General features: G+C 72.3%; 16 protein-coding genes. 4 read left to right on the forward strand and 12 right to left on the reverse strand.

The genetic code is table 11. The features are described 5' to 3' along the window. The first annotated feature begins 368 nt into the window (after window positions 1–368). Entirely contained in the window at window positions 369–1,712 is a 1,344-nt protein-coding gene (locus tag ACQP0N_RS22225) for a GH1 family beta-glucosidase (RefSeq protein ID WP_355047653.1), read from the forward strand. A gap of 77 nt (window positions 1,713–1,789) precedes the next feature. Here ACQP0N_RS22225 and ACQP0N_RS22230 read toward each other — a convergent pair whose 3' ends face one another. Continuing rightward, window positions 1,790–4,753, reverse strand: a complete 2,964-nt coding sequence (locus ACQP0N_RS22230; protein WP_433113819.1) for a nitrate- and nitrite sensing domain-containing protein — start codon at window positions 4,751–4,753, stop codon at window positions 1,790–1,792. A gap of 99 nt (window positions 4,754–4,852) precedes the next feature. Further along, a complete protein-coding gene (locus tag ACQP0N_RS22235; protein WP_355047651.1) occupies window positions 4,853–6,265 on the reverse strand; it encodes an FGGY family carbohydrate kinase in 1,413 nt (470 codons plus the stop codon). Window positions 6,266–6,527: 262 nt separating this feature from the next. Between ACQP0N_RS22235 and ACQP0N_RS22240 the strand changes: the two genes are divergently transcribed. Beyond that, window positions 6,528–8,441: an anthranilate synthase family protein gene (locus ACQP0N_RS22240; protein ID WP_433113821.1), complete on the forward strand. Its 1,914-nt coding sequence runs from the start codon at window positions 6,528–6,530 to the stop codon at window positions 8,439–8,441. A 97-nt stretch (window positions 8,442–8,538) separates the two neighbouring features. Here ACQP0N_RS22240 and wrbA read toward each other — a convergent pair whose 3' ends face one another. From wrbA to ACQP0N_RS22260, 4 genes are all read right to left on the reverse strand, one after another. Continuing rightward, a complete protein-coding gene (gene wrbA, locus ACQP0N_RS22245) occupies window positions 8,539–9,156 on the reverse strand; it encodes an NAD(P)H:quinone oxidoreductase (RefSeq protein ID WP_355047649.1) in 618 nt (205 codons plus the stop codon). A gap of 288 nt (window positions 9,157–9,444) precedes the next feature. Beyond that, window positions 9,445–9,813 carry a DUF3037 domain-containing protein gene (locus tag ACQP0N_RS22250; RefSeq protein ID WP_433113823.1) on the reverse strand — a complete coding sequence of 123 codons (369 nt, stop codon included), beginning with the start codon at window positions 9,811–9,813 and terminating at the stop codon, window positions 9,445–9,447. Beyond that, window positions 9,810–10,568, reverse strand: a complete 759-nt coding sequence (locus ACQP0N_RS22255) for a HipA family kinase (RefSeq protein WP_433113825.1) — start codon at window positions 10,566–10,568, stop codon at window positions 9,810–9,812. Before ACQP0N_RS22255 ends, ACQP0N_RS22250 begins: the two co-directional genes overlap by 4 nt. Window positions 10,569–10,594: 26 nt before the next feature. Then, on the reverse strand, window positions 10,595–11,185 hold the full coding sequence (locus ACQP0N_RS22260; RefSeq protein WP_433113827.1) for a TetR/AcrR family transcriptional regulator: 591 nt from the start codon (window positions 11,183–11,185) through the stop codon (window positions 10,595–10,597). Between the two features lie 130 nt (window positions 11,186–11,315). Here ACQP0N_RS22260 and ACQP0N_RS22265 point away from each other — a divergent pair, with 130 nt between their 5' ends. Further along, window positions 11,316–12,257, forward strand: coding sequence for an alpha/beta hydrolase family protein (locus tag ACQP0N_RS22265; protein ID WP_433113829.1), 942 nt, complete (start codon window positions 11,316–11,318; stop codon window positions 12,255–12,257). A 53-nt stretch (window positions 12,258–12,310) separates the two neighbouring features. Here the strand turns inward: ACQP0N_RS22265 and ACQP0N_RS22270 are convergent, their stop codons facing one another. After that, entirely contained in the window at window positions 12,311–12,703 is a 393-nt protein-coding gene (locus ACQP0N_RS22270) for a DUF4190 domain-containing protein (RefSeq protein ID WP_355047644.1), read from the reverse strand. A 124-nt stretch (window positions 12,704–12,827) separates the two neighbouring features. Here ACQP0N_RS22270 and ACQP0N_RS22275 point away from each other — a divergent pair, with 124 nt between their 5' ends. Next, on the forward strand, window positions 12,828–13,931 hold the full coding sequence (locus ACQP0N_RS22275) for a winged helix DNA-binding domain-containing protein (RefSeq protein WP_433113831.1): 1,104 nt from the start codon (window positions 12,828–12,830) through the stop codon (window positions 13,929–13,931). Between the two features lie 49 nt (window positions 13,932–13,980). Here the strand turns inward: ACQP0N_RS22275 and malQ are convergent, their stop codons facing one another. From malQ to ACQP0N_RS22300, 5 genes are all read right to left on the reverse strand, one after another. Next, window positions 13,981–16,029 (reverse strand): 4-alpha-glucanotransferase, encoded by a 2,049-nt coding sequence (gene malQ / locus ACQP0N_RS22280; protein ID WP_433113833.1) that lies wholly within the window; start codon window positions 16,027–16,029, stop codon window positions 13,981–13,983. A 180-nt stretch (window positions 16,030–16,209) separates the two neighbouring features. Then, window positions 16,210–17,418, reverse strand: coding sequence for an ABC transporter ATP-binding protein (locus tag ACQP0N_RS22285; RefSeq protein WP_433113835.1), 1,209 nt, complete (start codon window positions 17,416–17,418; stop codon window positions 16,210–16,212). A 10-nt stretch (window positions 17,419–17,428) separates the two neighbouring features. Continuing rightward, window positions 17,429–18,265 (reverse strand): carbohydrate ABC transporter permease, encoded by an 837-nt coding sequence (locus ACQP0N_RS22290; protein WP_355047639.1) that lies wholly within the window; start codon window positions 18,263–18,265, stop codon window positions 17,429–17,431. A 1-nt stretch (window position 18,266) separates the two neighbouring features. After that, the gene (locus tag ACQP0N_RS22295) at window positions 18,267–19,241 is read right to left on the reverse strand and encodes a carbohydrate ABC transporter permease (protein ID WP_433113838.1); all 975 of its coding nucleotides are present in this window, start codon (window positions 19,239–19,241) and stop codon (window positions 18,267–18,269) included. Beyond that, the gene (locus ACQP0N_RS22300) at window positions 19,238–20,530 is read right to left on the reverse strand and encodes an ABC transporter substrate-binding protein (RefSeq protein WP_396804081.1); all 1,293 of its coding nucleotides are present in this window, start codon (window positions 20,528–20,530) and stop codon (window positions 19,238–19,240) included. The genes ACQP0N_RS22295 and ACQP0N_RS22300 overlap by 4 nt, the downstream gene beginning before the upstream one ends. Window positions 20,531–20,910 lie beyond the last annotated feature (380 nt).

Below are 20,910 nucleotides of genomic sequence, written 5' to 3' on the forward strand. Positions count from 1 at the left end.
GACGCCGCCGTCAGCCATCATCCCGCCACAGGGAGGGAGGTGGAACCAGAGCCACTCGCGTGGCCCGGCTCCCGCGCGACACGCACGGCAGGACCCAATTCCGCCCGTGTGTGTGCAGTTACGGTGGGGACGGGGGTTGCCCTCCCCCGTCCCCACACTAAACCCCCGTACACGATGGGAAAAGAGGCCGACGGGACAGGCGCGAAGCGCCGCCCGGTCGGCCTCGTTCGCTGTCCGGGGCCCTCAACCGCCTCGACCCGCCATCGTCGGCCGCCGTGACGGCCGGCTCACCGGGTCGAGCGCTTCTGGCCTATCCTGGGAGCGCTCCCGAATCTGGGCGGTGGGCCCCGTATCCACGAGGAGAATCCATGTCGATACCTACCGGGCCCGCCGGCCCGCTGCGCTTCCCCCGCCACTTCGGTTGGGGCGCGGCCACCTCCGCCTACCAGATCGAGGGCGCCACCAAGGAGGACGGCCGCGGCGAGTCGGTCTGGGACACCTTCAGCCGCGTCCCCGGTCGTACCCGCAACGGCGACACCGGCGACGTGGCCGCCGACCACTACCACCGGTACGCCGAAGACCTCGACCTGATGCGTGACCTGGGTCTGCGCAGCTACCGCTTCTCCATCTCCTGGCCCCGCATCCAGCCCGACGGCAGCGGAACGCCCAACCAGCGTGGGCTCGACTTCTACCGTCGTCTCCTCGACGGTCTGCACGAGCGCGGCATCGCCCCGATGGCGACCCTGTTCCACTGGGATCTGCCGCAGGCGTTGCAGGACGCCGGTGGCTGGGAGTCCCGCGACACCGCCCTGCGCTTCGCCGACTACGCCGACGCCGTCTTCAGCGCCCTCGGCGACCGGGTGCCGGTCTGGCTCACCATCAACGAGCCCAAGACCGTCGTACAGAACGGATACCTCACGGGCCACCACGCGCCCGGTCGGCAGGACCCGGACGCCGCCTACCTCGTCGCCCACCACCTGCAGCTCGCGCACGGCCTCGCGGTACGCGCGCTACGAGCCTCGGACAGCACCGCCCGGATCGGCCCCGCGCTCAACCTGCACCCCTGCTACCCCACCGACGACTCCGCCGAGGCCGCCGCCGCGGCGCACCTCTACGACGGCTACGAGAACCGCCTCTACCTCGACTCGGTGCTCAAGGGCAGCTACCCGCAGGACGTCCTGGCCGACCTCGGCCCGCAGAGCCGGATGGTCCGGGGCATCCGCGACGGCGACCTGGCCGTGATCTCGTCACCGGTCGACCTGCTGGCCGTGCAGTACTACACGCCCATCTACGTCGCCGCCGACGGCCGCACCGAACACCGCTGGCCCACCTCCGAGGCCGGCTGGCAGCAGATCTACCCCGACGGGATGTACGACGTCCTGACCCGGGTCACCCGCGACTACGGCCCGATCCCGCTCACCGTGACCGAGAACGGTCTGCCCACCCCCGACACCCTGGCCGCGGACGACACCGTCGACGACAGTGGCCGGATCACCTTCCTGCGCGACCACCTGGCCGCCGCGCACCGCGCCATCGCCGACGGGGTGCCGCTGGAGAGCTTCCATGTCTGGTCGATGCTCGACAACTTCGAGTGGGACGAGGGATACGAACAGCGTTGGGGCCTGGTCTACGTGGACTACGTGACCCAACGGCGCGTGCTCAAGCGCAGCGCCCACTGGTACCGCTCCGTCATCGCCGAGGGTGGCTTCTGAACCCCTCGCCCGGACGGCCGGGCCCGGACGGCTCGGCTCGGGTGAGCCGGTGACCGTCCGGGTCACGGCCGGAAGACTCAGCGGGGCAGCGCCTGCTGCAACTCCGCTCGCAGCGCCGGGGTGAGCATCTCCCCCGCCTGCTTCGCCAACCGCGCCATCTCGTAGCCCACCACGCCGATGTCGGCGTCCCCGGCCGCGAGCGTGGCCAGGATCGACCCGTCGCGCACCTGCATCACCAGGAAGTAGCCCCGGCCCATCTCGACCACCGTCTGCTTGACGATGTCGCCGTCGAACATCTGTGCCGCGCCCGCCGTGATGCTCATGAGCCCGGACGTCACCGCGGCGAGCTTGTCCGCGTGGTCGCGGGGCAGGTGGTCGGAGATTGCCACCAGCAGCCCGTCGGAGGAGACCACCACCGCGTGCGCCACGCCCGGCACCCGCTCCGCGAACGCGCTCACCAGCCAGCTCAGGTCACGTGCCTCCTGGCTCAACGTCGTCACTGTCGTCGTCCTCCTTCGTCGTGCCCCCACGAGGGTGGCACCGGTATCTCGGTGGTGTCCTCGGCCTCGGCACGCCGTACCCCGTTGTAGAGCCGGGAAAGCATGCCGCCGACCGCGTCCGGGTCGAGGTCGGCGCGCGGCGGCGACGACTCCGGCTGGGCGGGGCGGGTGACCGCGGAGAGCTGCGCCATGGGTACGCGTACCGGAAGGCCCCGCTCGTTCGTGCCGGCCGTCACCGGAGTCGCGGGCGGCACGGGCTGGACCGGGGCCGCCGACGCGGCCGGCCCCTGCCGGGACCACCAGCCACCGCCGTCGCCCGCGGAGGCGGCGGCCGGAGCCAACACGTCCTCGGCGCGTACCGGCACGGGTCGGGTCTGGCGGGGCACGGCGGCGGCCGGCGGACGACCGGCCACCGGGAGGTCCAGCGGCGCGGTCGCTGTCCCGTGGACGCCGCCGGACGGGGCACACCCGCCCCACGCTGCGCCGCGGCGCCCGGGCCGCGTTCGACGCCAGCATCCGGGCGGGCGCGGGCGGATCCAACTCGACCGCGCCGCCGGGCGCCAGCAGGGTCGCCGGCAGCACGAGCCGCGCGACGAGGCCACTGTGGCGCCCTTCGAGCTGCACGCGCACACCGAGCCGGCTCGCCAGGTGACTGACCACGAACAGGCCCATCCGCTCGACCGCCGCGACGTCCGCGGCCGGCGGGCTGGCCAGCACCGCGTTCGCCTCGGCGAGCGCGGACGGGCTCATGCCCAGACCGTCGTCGACGATCTCGATGAGCGCGGTGGACGCCTCGACCCGGGCGGTCACCACGACGAACGTGTCCGGACGGGAGAACGCCGTGGCGTTCTCCAGCAGCTCGGCCAGCAGGTGCACCAGCTCGCCGACCGCGTGCCCGACCACGTTGACGGCGCCCATCGACTCAAGTCGTACCCGCTGGTACTGCTCGATCTCGGCGGCGGCCGCCAGCAGCACGGTGCCCAGGCCCACCGGACGGTTCCACCGGCGGGTGGAGTCGGTGCCGGCCAGCACCAGCAGGCTCTCGTCGTTACGGCGCATGCGGGCGGCCAGGTGGTCGAGCTTGAAGAGGTTCTCCAACTGGTCCGGGTCGCTCTCCTCACGCTCCAGGTCGTCGAGCAGCTCCAGTTGCCGCTCCACCAGCACCTGGCTGCGGCGCGCGAGGTTGACGAACATCGCGTTGACGTTGCGGCGCATCAGCGCCTGCTCGACGGCGACCGTCACGGCGCTGCGGTGCACCGCGACGAACGCCTCGGCCAGCTCACCGATCTCGTCGAGCGAGCGGACGACCGCCGGGGACACGTCGATGGTCGGCACGCCACCGGTGACGGTGCGCAGCCGGTCCAGCGCGTCGGGCAGTTCCACCTGCGCGATCCGCAGCGCCTGGCTGCGCAGCAGGCGCATCGACCGGGCGACCGAACGCCCGACCAGCAGAGAGATCAGCAGGGCGACCAGCAGCACCGCCACGACGCCGCCGACCACCAGCAGGGTGGTCCGGAGCTGGCCGCTGCTCGCGTCGTCGGCCTGGCGCACCGCGTCGTCGAGCACACTCGCCTCGACCTGCCGCAGCAGCTCCTGGCGTTGCTGGCTCGCCGACCACCACTGCTCCGAGGGCAGCACCTCCGGCGCCGCGTCGCCGACCGGCAGGCTGCGCTCCTCCAGCCGGGTGGCGACCTGGAACCCCGGGTTCACCGAGGTCTCGTCGTACCGGCGGATCTGGTCGCTGGTGGCGGACACCCGGAACGCGCCGAGCGCGGTGAGCTGCTGGGCACGCAGGTCGGAGAGGATCACCCGGTCCTCAGTGCCGTACCGGCCGGCCCGGCCGGCGCCGTAGAGCTGCGCCCGGACCCGGGAGGACAGCTCCTTGACCCGGGCGATCTGGACGTATCGCAGCACCGCGTCGCTCAACCCCGGTCGGTCCTGGCCCGGTGTCGGCTCGGCGAGCAGGTCCAACAGCGAGTCGACCGCCCGGTGGTAGTTGCTCAGGATGGTGTCGTTGCTGAGCACCGCCGGCGGGATGGCCGGTCGGATGTCGACGACCTGGTCGTACGCCTCGAGCACCTCGGAGTAGGCGACCCGCCAGGAGGCGTCGGCGTCGGCCAACGGCTCGGCCGCCCGCCGGAGGTCCTCGACGGCGCGGTCGGTGGCCGACTGCAACGGCCGCAGGGCGGTGGCCGCCGCCTCCCGGTCGCCACCGCGGCGCAGCTCGCCCAGCTCACCCGCCGAACGGTCCCGCTCCTGCTGGAGCTGGTCGACCACGGCGGTGATCTGCCGGCCGATGCCGACCTGCCGGGAGAAGTCGTTCAACGTGGCCGTCCGACCGACCAGCGCGCTGGTCTGCACGCCCGCCAGCACGAGGAACGCCATCGACGGCACCAGCAGCACGGTGGCGAGCTTGGTGCTCATCCGCCAGTCCCGCAGCCGGAACGGCGAGCGGCGTCGATGCGGAACGACCCGGACGTCGAAGCGACGCCGACGGTGGTTCGACACCGCACCGATCGACGGGTCGGTACCTGCCGCCACCCTGCCTCCTCCGTCCTGCCGCGTCCACCGCGACCCGGGGAGCGGAGTCCATCCAACCAGGCTCGGTGGCGCTGTCAACGGCCCGGGCAGGGCGAAAGTTCAGGAAGGATACTGCGGGTGGGAACGTCCTGTCGTGGTCGGTGAGACCAGTTCGTCCGTCCGGCCGATGTCGGCGAGCGCCGCCGCCGCATCAAAGTGACCCAGGGCCACCAACGCCGCTCCGGTGGCACCGATCTCCGGGTTGCGTTGGTGCGACACCGGTCGCGGTGCGAGCGAGGCGGCGAACGCCTGCCGCCACCACACCGACGCGGCCACCGCGCCGCCGCCCAGCACCACCCCGACCGGCTTGTCGACTGTGGACTCCAGCACCGCGAGGTCCTCGGCGACCAGCCCACACAGCCCCTGCATGAGCCCGGCCAGGATGTCCACCGCCGTGGTGCTGAAACTCAGACCGCGCAGCTCGCCGGTGCCCGCCGGGGCCAACCCGGGCGCCCGGTCGCCACCGAACCGGGGATCAGCCGGCCGGCCACCACCAACCGGCACCAGCGCCAGCGCCGCGTCCAACTCGTCCCCCGGGGGCAGCCGCATTTCCCGGTTCGCCCAGGCGAACAGGTTGCCACCGCTGGAGTACGCCGCTCCGGTCACCACGTGGTCGTGGTCGACCCGGTAGCGCCAGAGGCGCTCGGGCAGCCGCGGCAGCGGCTCGCCGGCCGGGATGCGCTGCATGAGGCGTACCGCCGCGGAGGTGCCCACCGTGACCGCGGCCCGGCTCGGGTCGGCGCAGCCCGAGCCGACGTTTGACGCGCCACCGTCGCCCACCGGCGGCGCCCACCGGGCCTCGGCCAACTGCGGCCAGCGGCGGGCCCGGTCGGGGCGGAGCCGGCCGTGCCAGTCCAACTCGCCGAGCGGCGGCAGGTCGCGGGGCCGTGCGCCGGCCAGCGTCAGCGCCTCCTCGTCCCAGCGCAGGGTGACGAGGTCGAGCAGGCCCGTGCCGGAGGCCTGCGAGATCGACATGGGCGCCGTCTGGAGCAGCTCGCCCAGCACGTACTCCGGAAGGCCGACGAACCGGCTGATCGGCGTGCCCGACTGGTCCCGCAGCCAGGGCAGGCGCACCGGCCAGTAGGAGCGGTGCCACCAGCAGCCCGTGCGTTGGTGGAAGCCGGCCGGGTCGGCCGGGCCGGATGTGTCGCCGACCGGCGCGGGCCGGGTGTCCAACCAGGTGACGACCGGGCCCAGCGGGGTGCCGTCGCGGTCGAGCGGGAGCACCGAGTGCCACTGCGCGGACGTCGCCACCATGCCCACGTCGTGCAGGTGTCCCGCCTCGGCCAGCTCGTCCAGGCATTCGACGAGGCTGGCGAGGTAGTCGGGGCCGGAGAGGGTGCCGGTGCCGTCGTCCCCGATGGCGAGTTTGACCTTGCGCCGGGCCAGGGCGCCGGGCAGCGGCCGGGTTTCCCCGTCCAGCACCAGCCCGCGTACGGAGGAGGTGCCCAGGTCGAGCGCGAGAATGTTCATCGCCGGTCAAGTTACCCGGTGCCGGCCGCGCCGGGACGATGGTCCGGCCCGGCACACCCGTACGCCCGATGGGGTCCCGGGTGAGGCCTCGACCGCGTAAGGTGATGCGCATGCTCGCGCACCCAACCTCCTGGTGGCCCGCCAATCCGGCGGCCACCCCCCGCGCGTAGCTCCATCCACGCGGCCGCCACCGAGGCGGCCGCCGGATCTCCGGCCCGGATGGCCGCCCCGCTGGCGGCGCCCGGCGCCCACGGAGACCACGATGACCAGCCAGAACCCCCTGACCGACCTGCTCGCCGCCATCCACCGGGGCGACGATCCCGGCCCCTTCGCGCTGCTGCGCCGCGAGGGCGCCGACGACCTGGAACTGTTCACCGGCCCGGTCGGCACCGTCGACCGGCTGGCGGACATCCCGCTGCCCCCGGGTGAGCCCGGGGCGCGGACGTTGGCCCTGGTGCCGTACCGGCAGATCGCCGAGCGCGGCTTCGCCTGCGTCGACGACGACGCCCCGCTGGAGTGTCTCCAGGTCCGCGAACACGGTCGGATCCCGCTGGCCGAGGCGCTCGCCGCGCTGCCCGACGAGCCGGTCCGTACCCGGGACGCCGCCTTCGACGTCAGCGACGAGGAGTACGCGCGGATCGTGCAGCAGGTGCTCACCGACGAGATCGGTCGCGGCGAGGGCGCCAACTTCGTCATCCACCGCACCCTGCACGCCACCGTGCTGGGTGCGCCGCTGGTGGCCGCGCTGGCCGCGCTGCGCCGGCTGTTGGTCGCCGAACGCGGCGCCTACTGGACGTTCGTGGTGCACACCGGCGCCCGCACCATGGTCGGGGCCAGCCCGGAACGGCACGTCAGCGTCGACGACGGGCTCGTCATGATGAACCCGATCAGCGGCACCTTCCGGCCCACCGGCGGCACCCCGGACCGGGCGGCGCTGCTGCGGTTCCTCGCCGATCCGAAGGAGATCGAGGAGCTGTACATGGTGCTCGACGAGGAGCTGAAGATGATGGCGACCGTCGCCGAGCACGGCGGCCAGGTCATCGGCCCCTATCTCAAGGAGATGTCGCACCTGGCCCACACCGAGTACCTGCTCGCCGGCCGGGGCACCCGCGACGTGCGGGAGGTGCTGCGGGAGACCATGTTCGCGCCCACCGTGACGGGCAGTCCGATGGAGAACGCCTGCCGAGTGATCGCCCGACACGAGCGCCGGGGTCGGGGCTACTACGCGGGCGTGCTGGCGCTGCTCGGCCACGACGACGCCGGCCGGCAGACGCTGGACGCGCCGATCCTGATCCGTACCGCCGAGATCTCCCCGTCCGGTCGGCTGCGGGTGCCGGTCGGCGCCACCCTGGTCCGGCATTCGACGGCGGCCGGCGAGGTGGCCGAGACCCACGCCAAGGCCGCCGGGGTGCTGGCCGCGCTGGGTCTCGGCCCGGCGGCGTCCACCGGTGAGCGCGGGCCGGTCGTGCGGCTGGCCGACGACCCGGAGGTACGCGACGCGCTGGCCGCGCGTAACACGCCGCTGGCCCGGTTCTGGTTGGACCAGCGGTCGCCCGACGCGCCCGGGCTGCCCGGGCTGGCCGGCCTGCGGGCCCTGATCGTGGACGCGGAGGACACCTTCACCGGCATGTTGGCGCACCAACTGGGCGCGTTGGGTCTCGCGGTCACGTTGCGCCCGTGGCACGCCGGCGGCCCGGTCGACGGGTACGACCTGGTGGTGGCCGGGCCCGGTCCGGGTGACCCGGGCAGCGCGGACGATCCGAAGATGGCGGCGTTGCGGGACCTGCTCGGCGAGTTGCTGGCATCCGGTCGGCCCACCCTCGCGGTCTGCCTGGGGCACCAGGTGCTGGCCGGGCTGCTGGGGCTGCCCCTGCACCGCAGGGACGCGCCCTACCAGGGGCTGCAACGGGAGGTGTCGATGTTCGGCCGGTCCCGCCGGGTCGGCTTCTACTCCTCGTTCACCGCCCGCGCCCAGGTGGACCGGCTGGACACCGCGTACGGGACCGTGGAGCTGGCCCGGGACGTCCGCGACGGGTCCGTGCACGCCCTGCGCGGGCAGGGCTTCGCCGGGGTGCAGTTCCACCCGGAGTCGGTGCTCAGCCCGGACGGACTGACCGTGCTGACCGAGGTGTTGACCGACCTGCTGCCGGCGTCGCGACCGGTCGGCCAGGGTTAGCTCCCGGCCACGGCATGGTTACCGTCGTCACGGGGTAGGGCTGGTGCGGCCGGTGGCGCGAGCGGGTCGAGAGCCCCCGTCCGCGCCACCGGCCGCCTCAGCCGCCCAGGCCCTGCTTGAGCGCCGTGCCGATCAGCACCGCCCGGCGGGCGGTGAGGGCGCAGGCGCCCAGCGCCACCGCGTCCGGGGCGATCTCCCCGTTGTTGCTGGTGTGCGAGGCGCCGTACGGGTTGCCGGCGATGAACTGGCTGGAGTCGGTGTAGCCGGGAGGGACCACCACACCACCCCAGTGGTAGAAGACGTTGAAGAGCGACGTCAGCGTCGTCTCCTGACCACCATGCGACGTCGCCGTGGAGGTGAAGGCCGCGTAGACCTTGTTGGCCAGCGCGCCCTGCGCCCACAGCGGGCCGGTGGTGTCGATGAACTGCTTCAACTGCGCGGCGATCATGCCGTACCGGGTGGGCGAGCCGAAGATCGTCACGTCGGCCCAGGCCAGGTCGTCGATCATCGCCTCGGGAACGTCCTGGGTCTCCAGATGGTGCGCCTGCCAACCGGAGTTCGAGCGGATCGCCTCGTCCGGCGCGAGCTCCCGTACCTTGCGCAGGCGCACCTCCGCGCCGGCCTCCCCGGCGGCCTCACACGCGGCCTGCGCCATCTGGTAGGTGATGCCGGTGGCGCTGTAGTAGATCACCGCCACCTTCGTCTGGGCAGCCATCAGAGTTGTCCCCTTCTCGTCTCGGGTCAGCTCCCGCGACTACCCCGGCGGTGCGGAGACAAACGACGGAAGGCGGTGTTCCGGTCGTCCGGGCTCAAGTTTTCCGCAAGTTCCCGGACGTTCCGAACCGGTCGCCCGCGCGGACGGCGATCCTGATGCCATCCGGTGCCGGCGTGCGATCCTGCCGCCCCCCTGGCACCGGCGCCTGAACGGGGGATCGCGCTCCGCCGGCAACGGCGCTGGCGCAGCGCGATCAGGGGTCCGCCGTGGTCGAAGGCCCTTGCCCGCTCAGCGGACCAGCATCGTCATCAGCCGGTCCAGCTCGGCCGCCGGGTCGACGGTGAGGCCGGTGTGTACCGGACCGGCCTGGATCATCGTGCTGCGCGGCGCGACCAGCCAGTGGAAGCGCTCACCGAGCCGCATGCGGGTGGCCGGCCCGTCGCCGGAGCAGGTCCGGTCCAGCGACTCCAGCACCGCGGCGACGGCCGGCAGATCGACGTCGGGCGCCAGGGCGCGCGCCCGGTCGGCGTCCAGGTGCGTCCGCGCGGCCAGGAAGTCCCGCTGCTGGCAGTAGAGCAGCACACCCACGTTGATCTGTTCGCCGCGCTCGACGCGGGGCACCAGCCGGATGACCGCGTACTCGAAGGGGTGCCTCACGCCGCGCTCCCCGTCGGTAGCCAGTCCGCCGGGTCGGCGACCCGCCGCGACAGGTGCGACACGTACGCCTCCCGCGCCTCGTCGGCCGAGTCGAAGTCGGCCGCGGTCAGCCACGGGGCCGGCACCAGCGCCAACACCTCCCGCAGGAGGTCGGGGGTGACCCGGGCGGCCAGCTCGTCGTTGGCCTCGGCGACCCGGTCGGCGTACGGCGCGAGCACGTGGTCCTCGGCCCGGTAGGCGCGGTGTACGGCGGCGTCGGCGCGGGGCCAGTTGTGGTGGAAGTACAGCGCGGCGCCGTGGTCGATCAGCCACAGCTCGCGGTGCCAGATGAGCAGGTTGGGGTTGCGCCAGCTCCGGTCGACGTTCTCCACGTACGCGTCGAACCACAGCACCCGGGAGGCCAGCAGCGGATCGACGGGGTGCGCCACCGGGTCGAAGCCGAGCGCGCCCGGCAGGAAGTCCATCCCCAGGTTGGCGCCGCCGCTGTTGCGCAGCAGCTCCTGTACCTCCTGGTCGGGCTCGGCCCGCCCGATCACCGGGTCGATGTCGAGGACCACCAGCGGTGGCACCCGCAGGTCCAGCCGGCGGGCCAACTCGCCGCAGATCACCTCGGCGACGAGCGCCTTGGGCCCCTGCCCGGCCCCGGTGAACTTCGCGACGTACGTGCCGAGGTCGTCGGCCTCGACGACGCCCGGCAGTGAGCCACCCTCCCGCAGTGGGGTGACGTAGCGGATCGCGGTGACCTGGCGGAGCACGCCGCCCACCCTACTGTGATCTCCGGTCACCGGGGTTGCCGCAGGCCGCGCAGCAGCAGGTCGACGAGGCGGCGGGGGTCGTAGTCCGGGTCGTTGTCGCGACTGACGCAGAGGTTGCCGATGCCACGCATCAGTTCGTACGGGCGCGTGCCGGGGGTGATCTCGCCCGCGTCGACGGAGGCGTCCAGCAGTTGCCCGCAGACCGGCACGAGGCGGTCGACGAACCAGGCGTGCAGCGTGTCGAAGCCGCCGGCGTCCGATTGCAGCGCGCTCGCCAGGCCGTGCTTCGTGACCAGGAAATCGGTGAAGAGGTCGACCCACTGGCGGAGGGCCGCCAGGGGGGAGGCGGCGTTCGCCAACAGGGTCGGGCCCGCTTCGGCGCAGGCCTCGACCTGGTGGCGGTAGACGGCGACGACGAGGTCCGCCCGGGTCGGGAAGTGCCGGTAGATCGTCCCGATGCCGACCCCCGCGCGGGCCGCGATCTCCCGGATCGGTGCTTCGACGCCGGAGGTGACGAAGACCGCGGCGGCGGCCGCGAGGAGCGTCTGCTGGTTGCGTACGGCGTCGGCTCGTCGGCCACGGGCCGGCACTTCGGGGGTCTGGCTCGTCGCCGACACGGTTCTCCTCTACACGCCGCTTGAGAAACGGATCAGCGTTCCGTATATTAGTGGAACGGCGATCCGCTTCAACTGTAGCGGAGGCGGGGACACCCCTGCCGTGCCACGTCCGTCCCAGGGGAAGGCAACCATGACCACATCGACCCTCGTCGCCGACACCCCGATCGTGTCCGTCGGCCCGATCGTGCTCCCGGCACCCGACCGGGCCGTGGATTTGCGGCTTCGCGTCACCGCACCGATGACCGGCACCGAACTGCCGATCATCCTGCTCTCGCACGGCCACGGGCTCTCCAACAACCTCTCGTCACTCAACGGCTACGGGCCCCTCGCCAACCACTGGGCGGCACAGGGCTTCGTCGTGATCCAGCCGACCCACCTGGACTCGAGGACCCTGAGCCTCGATCCCGGCGACCCCGAGGCGCCGCTCTACTGGCGGTCCCGCGCCCGGGACATGACACGAATCCTCGACCAACTCGACGCGGTCGAGGCCGCCGTGGGACAGCTTCGCGGGCGTCTGGACCGGAGCCGGGTCGCCGTGGCCGGGCACTCGATGGGCGGACACACCGCCAGCCTGCTGCTGGGCGCCCGGCCCACCGACCCCCACGACGGGAGGCCCGTCGACCTGTCCGAGCCACGGATCGGAGCGGGGGTGCTCCTCGCCGCGCCCGGCCGGGGCGGAGACGCGCTCACCGAGGTCGCGAAGGGCTACGGCTTCTTCGAGACCACGGACTTCTCCGCGATGACGACGCCCGCGCTCGTCGTGGCCGGCGACCGGGACACCTCCGAGCACCTGACGGTGCGGGGCGCGCGGTGGCACGCCGACCCGTACGTCCTGTCCCCCGCCCCCAAGTCGCTCCTGACCCTCTTCGAGGCGGAGCACGGTCTCGGCGGGATCTCCGGCTACGACGCCGCCGAGACCACCGACGAGGACCCGCGACGGGTCGCGGCGGTCGCGGCGCTCACCGGGGCGTACCTGCGCAGCACGCTCTACCCGGGAGATCCCGCGTGGCAGTCCACCCGCGCGGCGCTCACCTCGGGGGTCGACGCGGTCGGGCGGGTCGAGTCCAAATAGGCCGGGGTGGGGGCCAGCGGCATGCCCTGGCCCCCAGCCACCCGGGCCCGGTGTCAGTCGAGCTTGTCCCGTAGGTCGTCGACCTGGTTCTGAAGGCGGTCCACCGCGCCCTTGTTGTTGACGAACGTGGTGATGCCCGCGGCGAGGCCCAGGCCGATCAGGACCGCCAGGATGCTCAGCACCAGGCCGCCGATGGACACGCCCCGGCCGGTCACGCCCGGCCGGCGGGCCATCTTGAGCCCGACGATGCCGAGGACGATGCCGATGATGCCGAGCACCAGCCCGACCCAGGCGAGGATGGCTGTCAACACGCTGAACAGGCCGGCCACACCGAAGACCAGAGCGAAGGTGGCGGCCGCGCTGGTCTTGGCGCCGGTGGACGCCCGATGGGCCCGAGAATCGGCCGGTACGCCGGCACCACGGGCCGGTTGGCTTGCGGCAGTCATGGGACTCCCTTCCGTACGCGCGGCGCGCGTACTTCCGGCCGGCCGCATTCCCACCGCCGCGGCGGTTAACCGTGCGTGTCGGTCCTCGGGCCTAGGCTGCGGCGTGGCGACCGGAAGGGGTGCGATGACTGCCGACCTCAGCGCGGCCGAAGCGCTGGCACTGCGGATGACCAGCCTGCTGCTGCCCCCGCCCGTCGGGCCGGGCACCGTCGCGGAGGTGGTCGAGTGGTTCGGGGCGATGCAGGCTCAGGACCTGGCGAGCGGGCTGTGGTCGCTCGGCGCCCGGCTGCCGGGCTGGACGGTGACCGACGTGCAGGCCGCGCTGGAACGCCGCGAGGCGCTGCGCACCTGGCCGATGCGGGGCACCGTGCACCTCATCCCGCCCGCCGACACCCGCTGGATGCTGGAGCTGACCGGCGTACGCGCGCTGGCGGGCTCGGCGACCCGGCGCGCACAGCTCGGGCTGACCGAGGCCGACGAGGCGCGGGCGCTCGACGTACTCGGCGTCGCGTTGGCCGGCGGCGGCCGGCTCACCCGCGCCCAGTGTCTCGCCACCCTGCGCGAGGCGGGGCTCGGCACCGACGGCCAGCGCGGCTACCACCTGCTCTGGTACGCGAGCGTGCGCGGGGTGACCTGCGTGGCGCCCACCATCGGCACCGAGCAGACGTTCGCCCTGCTCGACGAGTGGGCGCCGGAGCAACGCCGCCTGGAGCGGGACGAGGCGTTGGCGCTGCTCGCCCACCGCTACGTCCGGGGCCACGGGCCGGTCACCGACCGCGAGTTCGCCGGGTGGAGCGGCCTCACCCTGACCGACGCGCGGCGCGGCCTGACCGCCGCCGACGACCTGCTGAGCGCGGTACGCGTCGACGGCGAGCCGATGTACGTGGACGCGGCGCTGGCCGACACCCCGCGCGCGCCGGCGGCCGAGGTGCTCGCGTTGCCGGGCTTCGACGAATACCTCCTCGGCTACCGGGGTCGCACGCTGATGCTCGACACCGCGCACCGGGCGGCCGTGGTGCCGGGCAACAACGGCATCTTCCAGGCGACCGTGGTCCGCGCCGGTCGCGTGGTGGGGGTGTGGAAGCGCAAGGTCGGCCGGCAGGCCGTCACCCTGACGGTACGGCCGCTGGTGCCGATGACCGCCGGTGAACGGGTCGACGTCGAGCGGGCCCTGACGCGGTACGCGGACTTCCTCGGGCTACCACCGAAATTCGACTGGCCGGCCTGACTACTGCCCCGCCGGCCCTGGCGGACTACTGGCCGTCCTGAGCGGAGGCCTACGTCCCGGTCGGGTCGAGGGTGGCCGGGCGGGGGCGGGCTGCGGTGAGCAGGCCGACGATCCGGGTCACGCCCGGGTCGGTGCGGATCTGCGCCACGCTGGCCGGCAACGGCAGCCGCCAGTTCGGGTACTCGTCGACCGTGCCCGGCATGTTGGGTTGGCGCACCTCCCCCAGCACGTCGTAGAGGGACACGCCGAGCAGTCGTGACGGGCTGGCCGCGAGCGCGGCGTGCATCGCCACCACCACGTCGCCGTCGTCCGGCTCACCGCCGGCCCCCGCCCCGGAACCGGCCTCTGCTCCGGCGGCAGCCCCTGCCGCTGCGTCGGCCTCGGCCCCGGCGGCGGGCGACCCGGGCAGCAGCGCCTCGTTGCGCAGCATCGCCAGCAGCCGCTCGCGGTCGGCGGCGGCCCGGGCGCGTTCGACGGCCACATCGGTGCTGAGCAGCTTCAACTCGTCGCGCACCCGCACGTGCTCGCCGGTCAGGAATCCCGGGGCGGTCGGCAGGTCGTGGGTGCTGATCGTGGCGAGAGCATTGCGGGGCCAACGGGCCGGCGGGGTGAACGCGCCGTCGTCGTCCCGGGCGAACCACAGCACGGTCGAGCCGAGCATGTTGCGCCCGCGCAGCCCGCGCGTCACCGCCGGCTGGACCGTGCCGAGGTCCTCGCCGACGACCACCGCGCCGGCCCGGTGCGCCTCCAGCGCCAGAATGCCGAGCATCGCCTCGGCGTCGTACCGCACATAGGTGCCCTCGGCGGCCCCGGCGCCCGGCGGCACCCACCAGAGTCGCCAGAGCCCGGCGACGTGGTCGACCCGCAGGCCGCCCGCGTGCCGCAGGGTCCGCCGCAGCATGTCCCGGTACGCCGCGTACCCGGTCTCGGCGAGCCGGTCCGGTCGCCACGCGGCGAGGCCCCAGTCCTGGCCGAGCTGGTTGAAGTCGTCCGGGGGCGCGCCGACCCGTACCCCCTGGGCCAGGACGTCGGCGAGCTGCCAGCCGTCCGCGCCGCCCGGGTCGATGCCGACGGCCAGGTCGTGCACCACGCCGACCGGCATGCCGGTCGACCGGGCCGCCGCCGTCACGGCGTCGAGCTGCTCGTCACAGAGGTGTTGCAGCCAGGCGTGGAACGCCACCCGGTCGGCGAGTTGGCGACGCTGCTCGGCGACCGCCGGGGAGTCCGGCTGGTGCAGCTCGGCCGGCCACGCCCGCCAGTCGTTGCCGTGCCGCTCGGCCAGCGCGCACCAGGTGGCGAAGCTGGTCAGCGCCGGGTCCGCGTCGAGGTCCACCGCCTCGGCGTACGGGTGCAGCAGCTCCAACGCGTGCCGCTTGGCGGTCCACACCTCGTCGTAGTCGATCAGGTCCCCGCGGTCGGGGCGTAGCGCGTCGACCACCGCACGGGTGGCCGGGTCCGCCGCCGCGTACGCCGTGGTGTCGCTGACGCGCAGGTAGAGCGGATTCACGAAGCGTCGGCTGGCCGGCGAGTACGGCGAGGCGGCCACCGGGTGCGCCGGTCCGACCGCGTGCAGCGGGTTGAGCAGCACCAGCCCGGCGCCCGTTCCGCCCGCCCATCCGGTGAAGTCGGCCAGGTCGCCGAGGTCGCCCATCCCCCAGGAACGCTCGGAGCCGAGCGCGTAGAGCTGGAGCATCCAGCCCCAGGTGCGGGGCGGCACGGGCAGCCGCCGGGGCACCACGACGAGGGTCACGTCCCGCCCGTCGCAGGCCAGCCGGTGCCAGCCCAGCGGCAGGTCGGCGGGCAGCTCCGCGTCGACCGTCCGGCGGCCACCGTCCTCAAGGGACACCACGCCCGGGCCGGGCAGCGCGTGCGTCGCGCCCTCGGGAAGCACCAGGGTCGGCGGCAGCGCGGTCCGGTCCACCGCGCGGGCGGCGGCGAGCGCGTCGGCGATCGCGGCAGGGCTGGTGGCGTCCACGCCGAGCAGCCCGAGCACGCCGACGACGGTCGCCGGCGCGACCTCGACACGGCGGTGCCGCCAGTCCTCGTACCAGGTGGACACGCCATGCGCGTCGGCCAACGCGACAAGTCCCCGATCCATCCCGCCCCCACCTCACGATGCGACCTCCGACCACCTTGCCACGACCGGGGTTGTCGCGCAGGACAGGTTGGTAGAGCAAGGGCCCGTCGATCATGAAGTTGTGGTGCCCGCTTTGACGTTTTACGGGCGTTTTCTGGCCCACCACAACTCCATGATCGACGAGGCAGTGCCGGTACGTCGTCAATCCGTGAGGGCGCTGGCTGAGCGTCCTTCACTCAGGGTCAGGTTGCGGCCTGTGTTCGGGTCGAAGAGGTGGATCTTCTCCAGGTTGAACCAGGCTCGGCGGGGCTGGCCCTCGACGGCGCCGGACTCGGCGGACAGCCGGGTCACCAGGTTGCCGCCGGCACCGGCGAAGTCGCCCGCGCCCGCGTCCGCGGCCAGCTCCTCCAACTCGGCGGCGCTGGCCCGCTCACCCTCCACGGTGAAGTACACGTACTTGTCCGAGCCCATCGACTCGACGATCTCCACCGGGGCCTCGAACTCCAGACCCCGGCGGCGGGTCTCGTCGTCGACCAGCTCGGCGTCCTCGAAGTGCTCCGGCCGGATGCCGAGGATCAGTTCGCGGGGCGCGTCGGCCGCCTCCAGCTCCCGGCGCAACCGGTCGCCGAGCGGCACGTCGCCCAGGGCCGTACGCAGGCTGCCTTCCTGCACCGCCGCGTGCAGGAAGTTCATCGACGGCGAACCGATGAAGCCGGCCACGAAGAGGTTGCGGGGCTGGTCGTACAGCTCCTGTGGCGGGCCGACCTGCTGCACCGCGCCACCCCGCATGATCACTACCCGGTCGCCGAGGGTCATCGCCTCGGTCTGGTCGTGGGTGACGTAGACGGTGGTGGTGCCGAGCTGTTTCTGCAACCGGGAGACGACCGTGCGCATCTGCACCCGCAGCTTCGCGTCGAGGTTGGACAGCGGCTCGTCCATGAGGAACGCCTTGGGCTGGCGGACGATCGCCCGGCCCATCGCCACCCGCTGCCGCTGACCACCCGAGAGGTTCGCGGGTTTGCGATCCAGCAGCGCGGTCAGCTCCAGCACCTTGGCGGCCTCGTCGACCTTGGAGTTGATCGTCTCCTTGTCCAGCTTGGCCAGCCGCAGCGGGAACGCCATGTTCTCCCGCACGGTCATGTTCGGGTACAGCGCATACGACTGGAACACCATGGCGATGTCCCGGTCCCGGGGGGCCTTGTCGTTGACCCGCTGGCCGCCGATGCGCAACTCGCCGGAGCTGATGTCCTCCAGGCCGGCGATCATGTTGAGGGTGGTGGACTTTCCGCAGCCGGAGGGGCCGACCAGGATCACGAACTCGCCGTCGGCGATCTCCAGGTCGACGTCCTGCACGGCGACGGTCCCGTCCGGGAAACTCTTGCTCACCTTGTCGAGCACGATGTCAGCCATGACTACCCACCTATCCCTTGACTGCGCCGGAGGTCAGGCCGGAGACGATGCGGCGCTGGAAGAAGAGGACGAACAGGATGATCGGTACGGTGATCACCACGGCGGCGGCACAGATCGCCCCGGTGGGGTCCTCGAACTGTGACGCGCCGGTGAAGAACGACAGCGCCGCCGGCACCGTGCGGGACCGCTCGGTGGAGGTCAGCGAGATGGCGAACAGGAAGTCGTTCCAGCAGAAGATGAAGACCAGGATCGCCGTGGTGAACAGGCCGGGCGCGGCCAGCGGGGCGATCACCCGCCGGAACGCCTGCGCCTGCGTGGCGCCGTCCATCTTCGCCGCCTTCTCCAGGTCCCACGGGATCTGCTTGAAGAACGCCGACAGCGTGTAGATCGCCAGCGGCAGCGCGAAGGTGATGTACGGCAGGATCAGGCCGGGCCAGGTGTCGAAGATCCCGAGCTGCCGTTCGATCTCGAACAGCGGCGACACCAGTGACACCTGCGGGAACATCGCGATCAGCAGGGAGATGCCGACCAGCAGCTTCTTGCCCGGGAAGTCCAGGCGGCTGATGGCGTACGCGGCCATCGCACCGAGGACCACCGCGATCAGCGTGGCGATCAGTGCGATGCCGATGGAGTTGACAAGTGCTCGGACGAACTGGTCGGTGTCGAAGATCGTCCGGTAGTTGTCCAGCGTCCACTCGCGGGGGATGAACTTCCCGTCGGTGAGGGTGGCCGGCGTCTTGAACGACAGCGAGGCGATCCACAGCACCGGGACCAGCGCGAAGACGACCACGAGGACGTCCAGCAGGCCCCACCGCAGCTTCGCGCGCGTGGTGGTTTCCGCAGCCATGTCAGCGCCTCTCCCCATCGTCGCTACCGGGGGCAGCGGTACCGAACAGCTTCACGAAGACGAAGGCGATGATCGCCACGGTGAGGAAGACCAGCACCGACATCGTCGAGCCGATGCCGAGGTTGAGACCCCGCAGCAGGTTGTTGTAGGCGAGCATCGACACCGACGAGGTCTCGTTGCCGCCGGCCGTCAACACGAAGATGTTGTCGAACACGCGGAACGCGTCCAGGGTGCGGAACAGCAACGCGACCAGGATCGCCGGCTTCATCACCGGCAGCATCACCTTGGTGAACTTCTGCCAGGAGGTCGCCCCGTCGGTCGAGGCGGCCTTGAGCAGGTCCTCCGGGACCAGCGCCAGCCCGGCCATCAGCAGCAGCGCCATGAACGGCGTGGTCTTCCAGATCTCCGCCAGCATGATGATCGCCAGCGAGCTGGCCCGCTCGGTGAGCGGAGCGCCGTCGCTGAACAGGTCGGCCAGGTAGCCGGTGCCGGGGGTCCAGGCGTACCGCCAGGAGAAGGCGGCGACGACCGTGACGATGCCGTACGGGATGAGCGCCGCGGTACGGACGATGCCCCGCCCGACGAGCGTACGGTGCATGATCAGCGCCAGCCCCATGCCGAGCACCAGCTCGACGGCCACGGTGACCACCGTGATCAGCGCGGTCACCCCGAACGCCGTCCACCAGAACTCGTTGGTGAGCACGGTGATGTAGTTCTCCAACCCGACGAACTCACGCTGGTCGGGAAAGCGCAGGTCGTAGCGCTGCAACGACAGCCAGAACGAGTAGATGATCGGGTACGCGGTCACCAGGACCATGACCAGCGCGGCGGGCGCGCAGAGCAGCCAACCGAGCCGGCGTTCGGCCTTCTTGTTCTCGCTCAGCGGCGCCTTGCGGCGGCTGCCTCGCTGGGTGGGCACCGCAGCACGCTGGCCGTCGGTCCTCTCCGGTGTCTGCGTGGTGGCGGGCCGGGTCATGGCAGCACCCCCTTCGATTCCAGGGCGTCGGCGATGGCGTCGCGCAGCTCGTCGGCGGTCTGCTGCGGGCGGATCCCGGACGGCGGCGAAAGGATCGCCGACATGACGGTGGAGATGCTCTGGTAGGCCGGGGTCAGGGGGCGGGTCGCCGGGTCCTTCAGCTCTTCCAGAATGGTGTCCTTCATCGGGTACGCCTCGGCCATCTCCGGCTCGTCGAAGACGGCCTCGATGGTCGGGGGCACGCCGTCGTTGATCGCGGAGAACTTCTGGTGCTCCGCGCTGCGCAGGCACCGCGCGGCCTCGAACGACAGTTCCGGGTGCTTCGAGTACGAGCTGACGGCCAGGTTCACCCCGCCGATGGTGACCTTGCTGGGGGTGCCCTCGTCGATGCCCGGCACGCGGGCCCAGCCGACCTGCTTGGCCAGCTCCGGGTTGGCCTCCTGAAGGGCCGGGTAGACGAACGGCCAGTTCACCTGGAACGCGCCCGACCCGGACTGGAACTCCAGCCGGACCGGGTCCTCGGTGGCGTTGCTGAACGACGGTGAGGTGACGCCCGACGTGGCGAACCGCTGCAACTGTTCCAACGCCCGGACCGTGCCGTCGTCCATCACGGCCTTCTTGCCGTCGTCGGAGAGGACCTTGCCGCCCGCGCTCTCGGCGAGGGTGTTGTAGAGGACGACCAGGCCCTCGTACTGCGCGCCCATGGTGAGCACCTGGTACGGCTTGCCCTGGTCCTTGAGCTGCCGGGCCGCGGTGATCATCTGGTCCCAGGTGGTCGGTGGCTGCGGCACCAGGTCCTTGCGGTACCAGAGGAGCTGCACGTTGGTGTTCTTCGGCGCGGCGTAGAGCTTGTCCTCGTAGCGGGCGGTCGCCAGCGGCCCGGCGAGGGTGCCCTGCTCGACCTCGGCCTTGTCCTGGCCGGTCCACTCGCGGATCCAGTCGGCGCTGGCGAACTCCTGGGTCCAGGTGACGTCCAGGCCGAGGATGTCCATACCGGTGTCCTCGGCGGCGAGCCGGCGCACCATCTGCACCCGCTGGTCGTCGGCCTGCCGGGGCAGCACCCGGTAGGCGATCTCGTACCGTCCCTGGGCCTGTGTGTTGCAGTCGTCGACGACCTTCTGGAGGTTCTGCTCGGGCGGGTAGTACAGGTTGAGCGTCGGTGGGCCACCGTCGTCGGATGCGCCGCACGCGGCGAGCGGCGCGACCAGCGCCAACGCGGCGGCAGCCGCCCCGACCCGGGCAACCGGCCGGCGTCGGTGTCGGTGTCGGGCCGTTTCGGGGTCCGTCATCGCCTTCCCCCTCTCGTGCACAACGGACCGGGGAGGGCATCCGTGCCCCGGCGCACGGTGAGCTGGCTCCGAGCCCAGGAGCTGCGAAAACGCCCCGCTCGGATACTCCGTGCGGCTACACTGCCCCACTCACCACGCCGCGAAACCTGCCCGCAACACGGCGCGTCAGGCTCCCACCCCAACCGAACCCCCCAACCCGACCCCCGCCCCCTCTCAGCCCTGTTGATCAAGAGGTTTGCGTCAGGAAAGACGCCTTTCCTGACGCAAACCTCTTGATCACCGGAAGCGCGCCAAGCAGCACTGACCGCACCCCGCACGCAGACCTCCCCGCCCCCGTCCCGCCCCCGGCCCGTCCCGCCCCCGGCCCGTCCCGCCCGCCC

This window comes from Micromonospora sp. CA-246542 (assembly GCF_050942905.1).
GTDB lineage: Bacteria > Actinomycetota > Actinomycetes > Mycobacteriales > Micromonosporaceae > Micromonospora.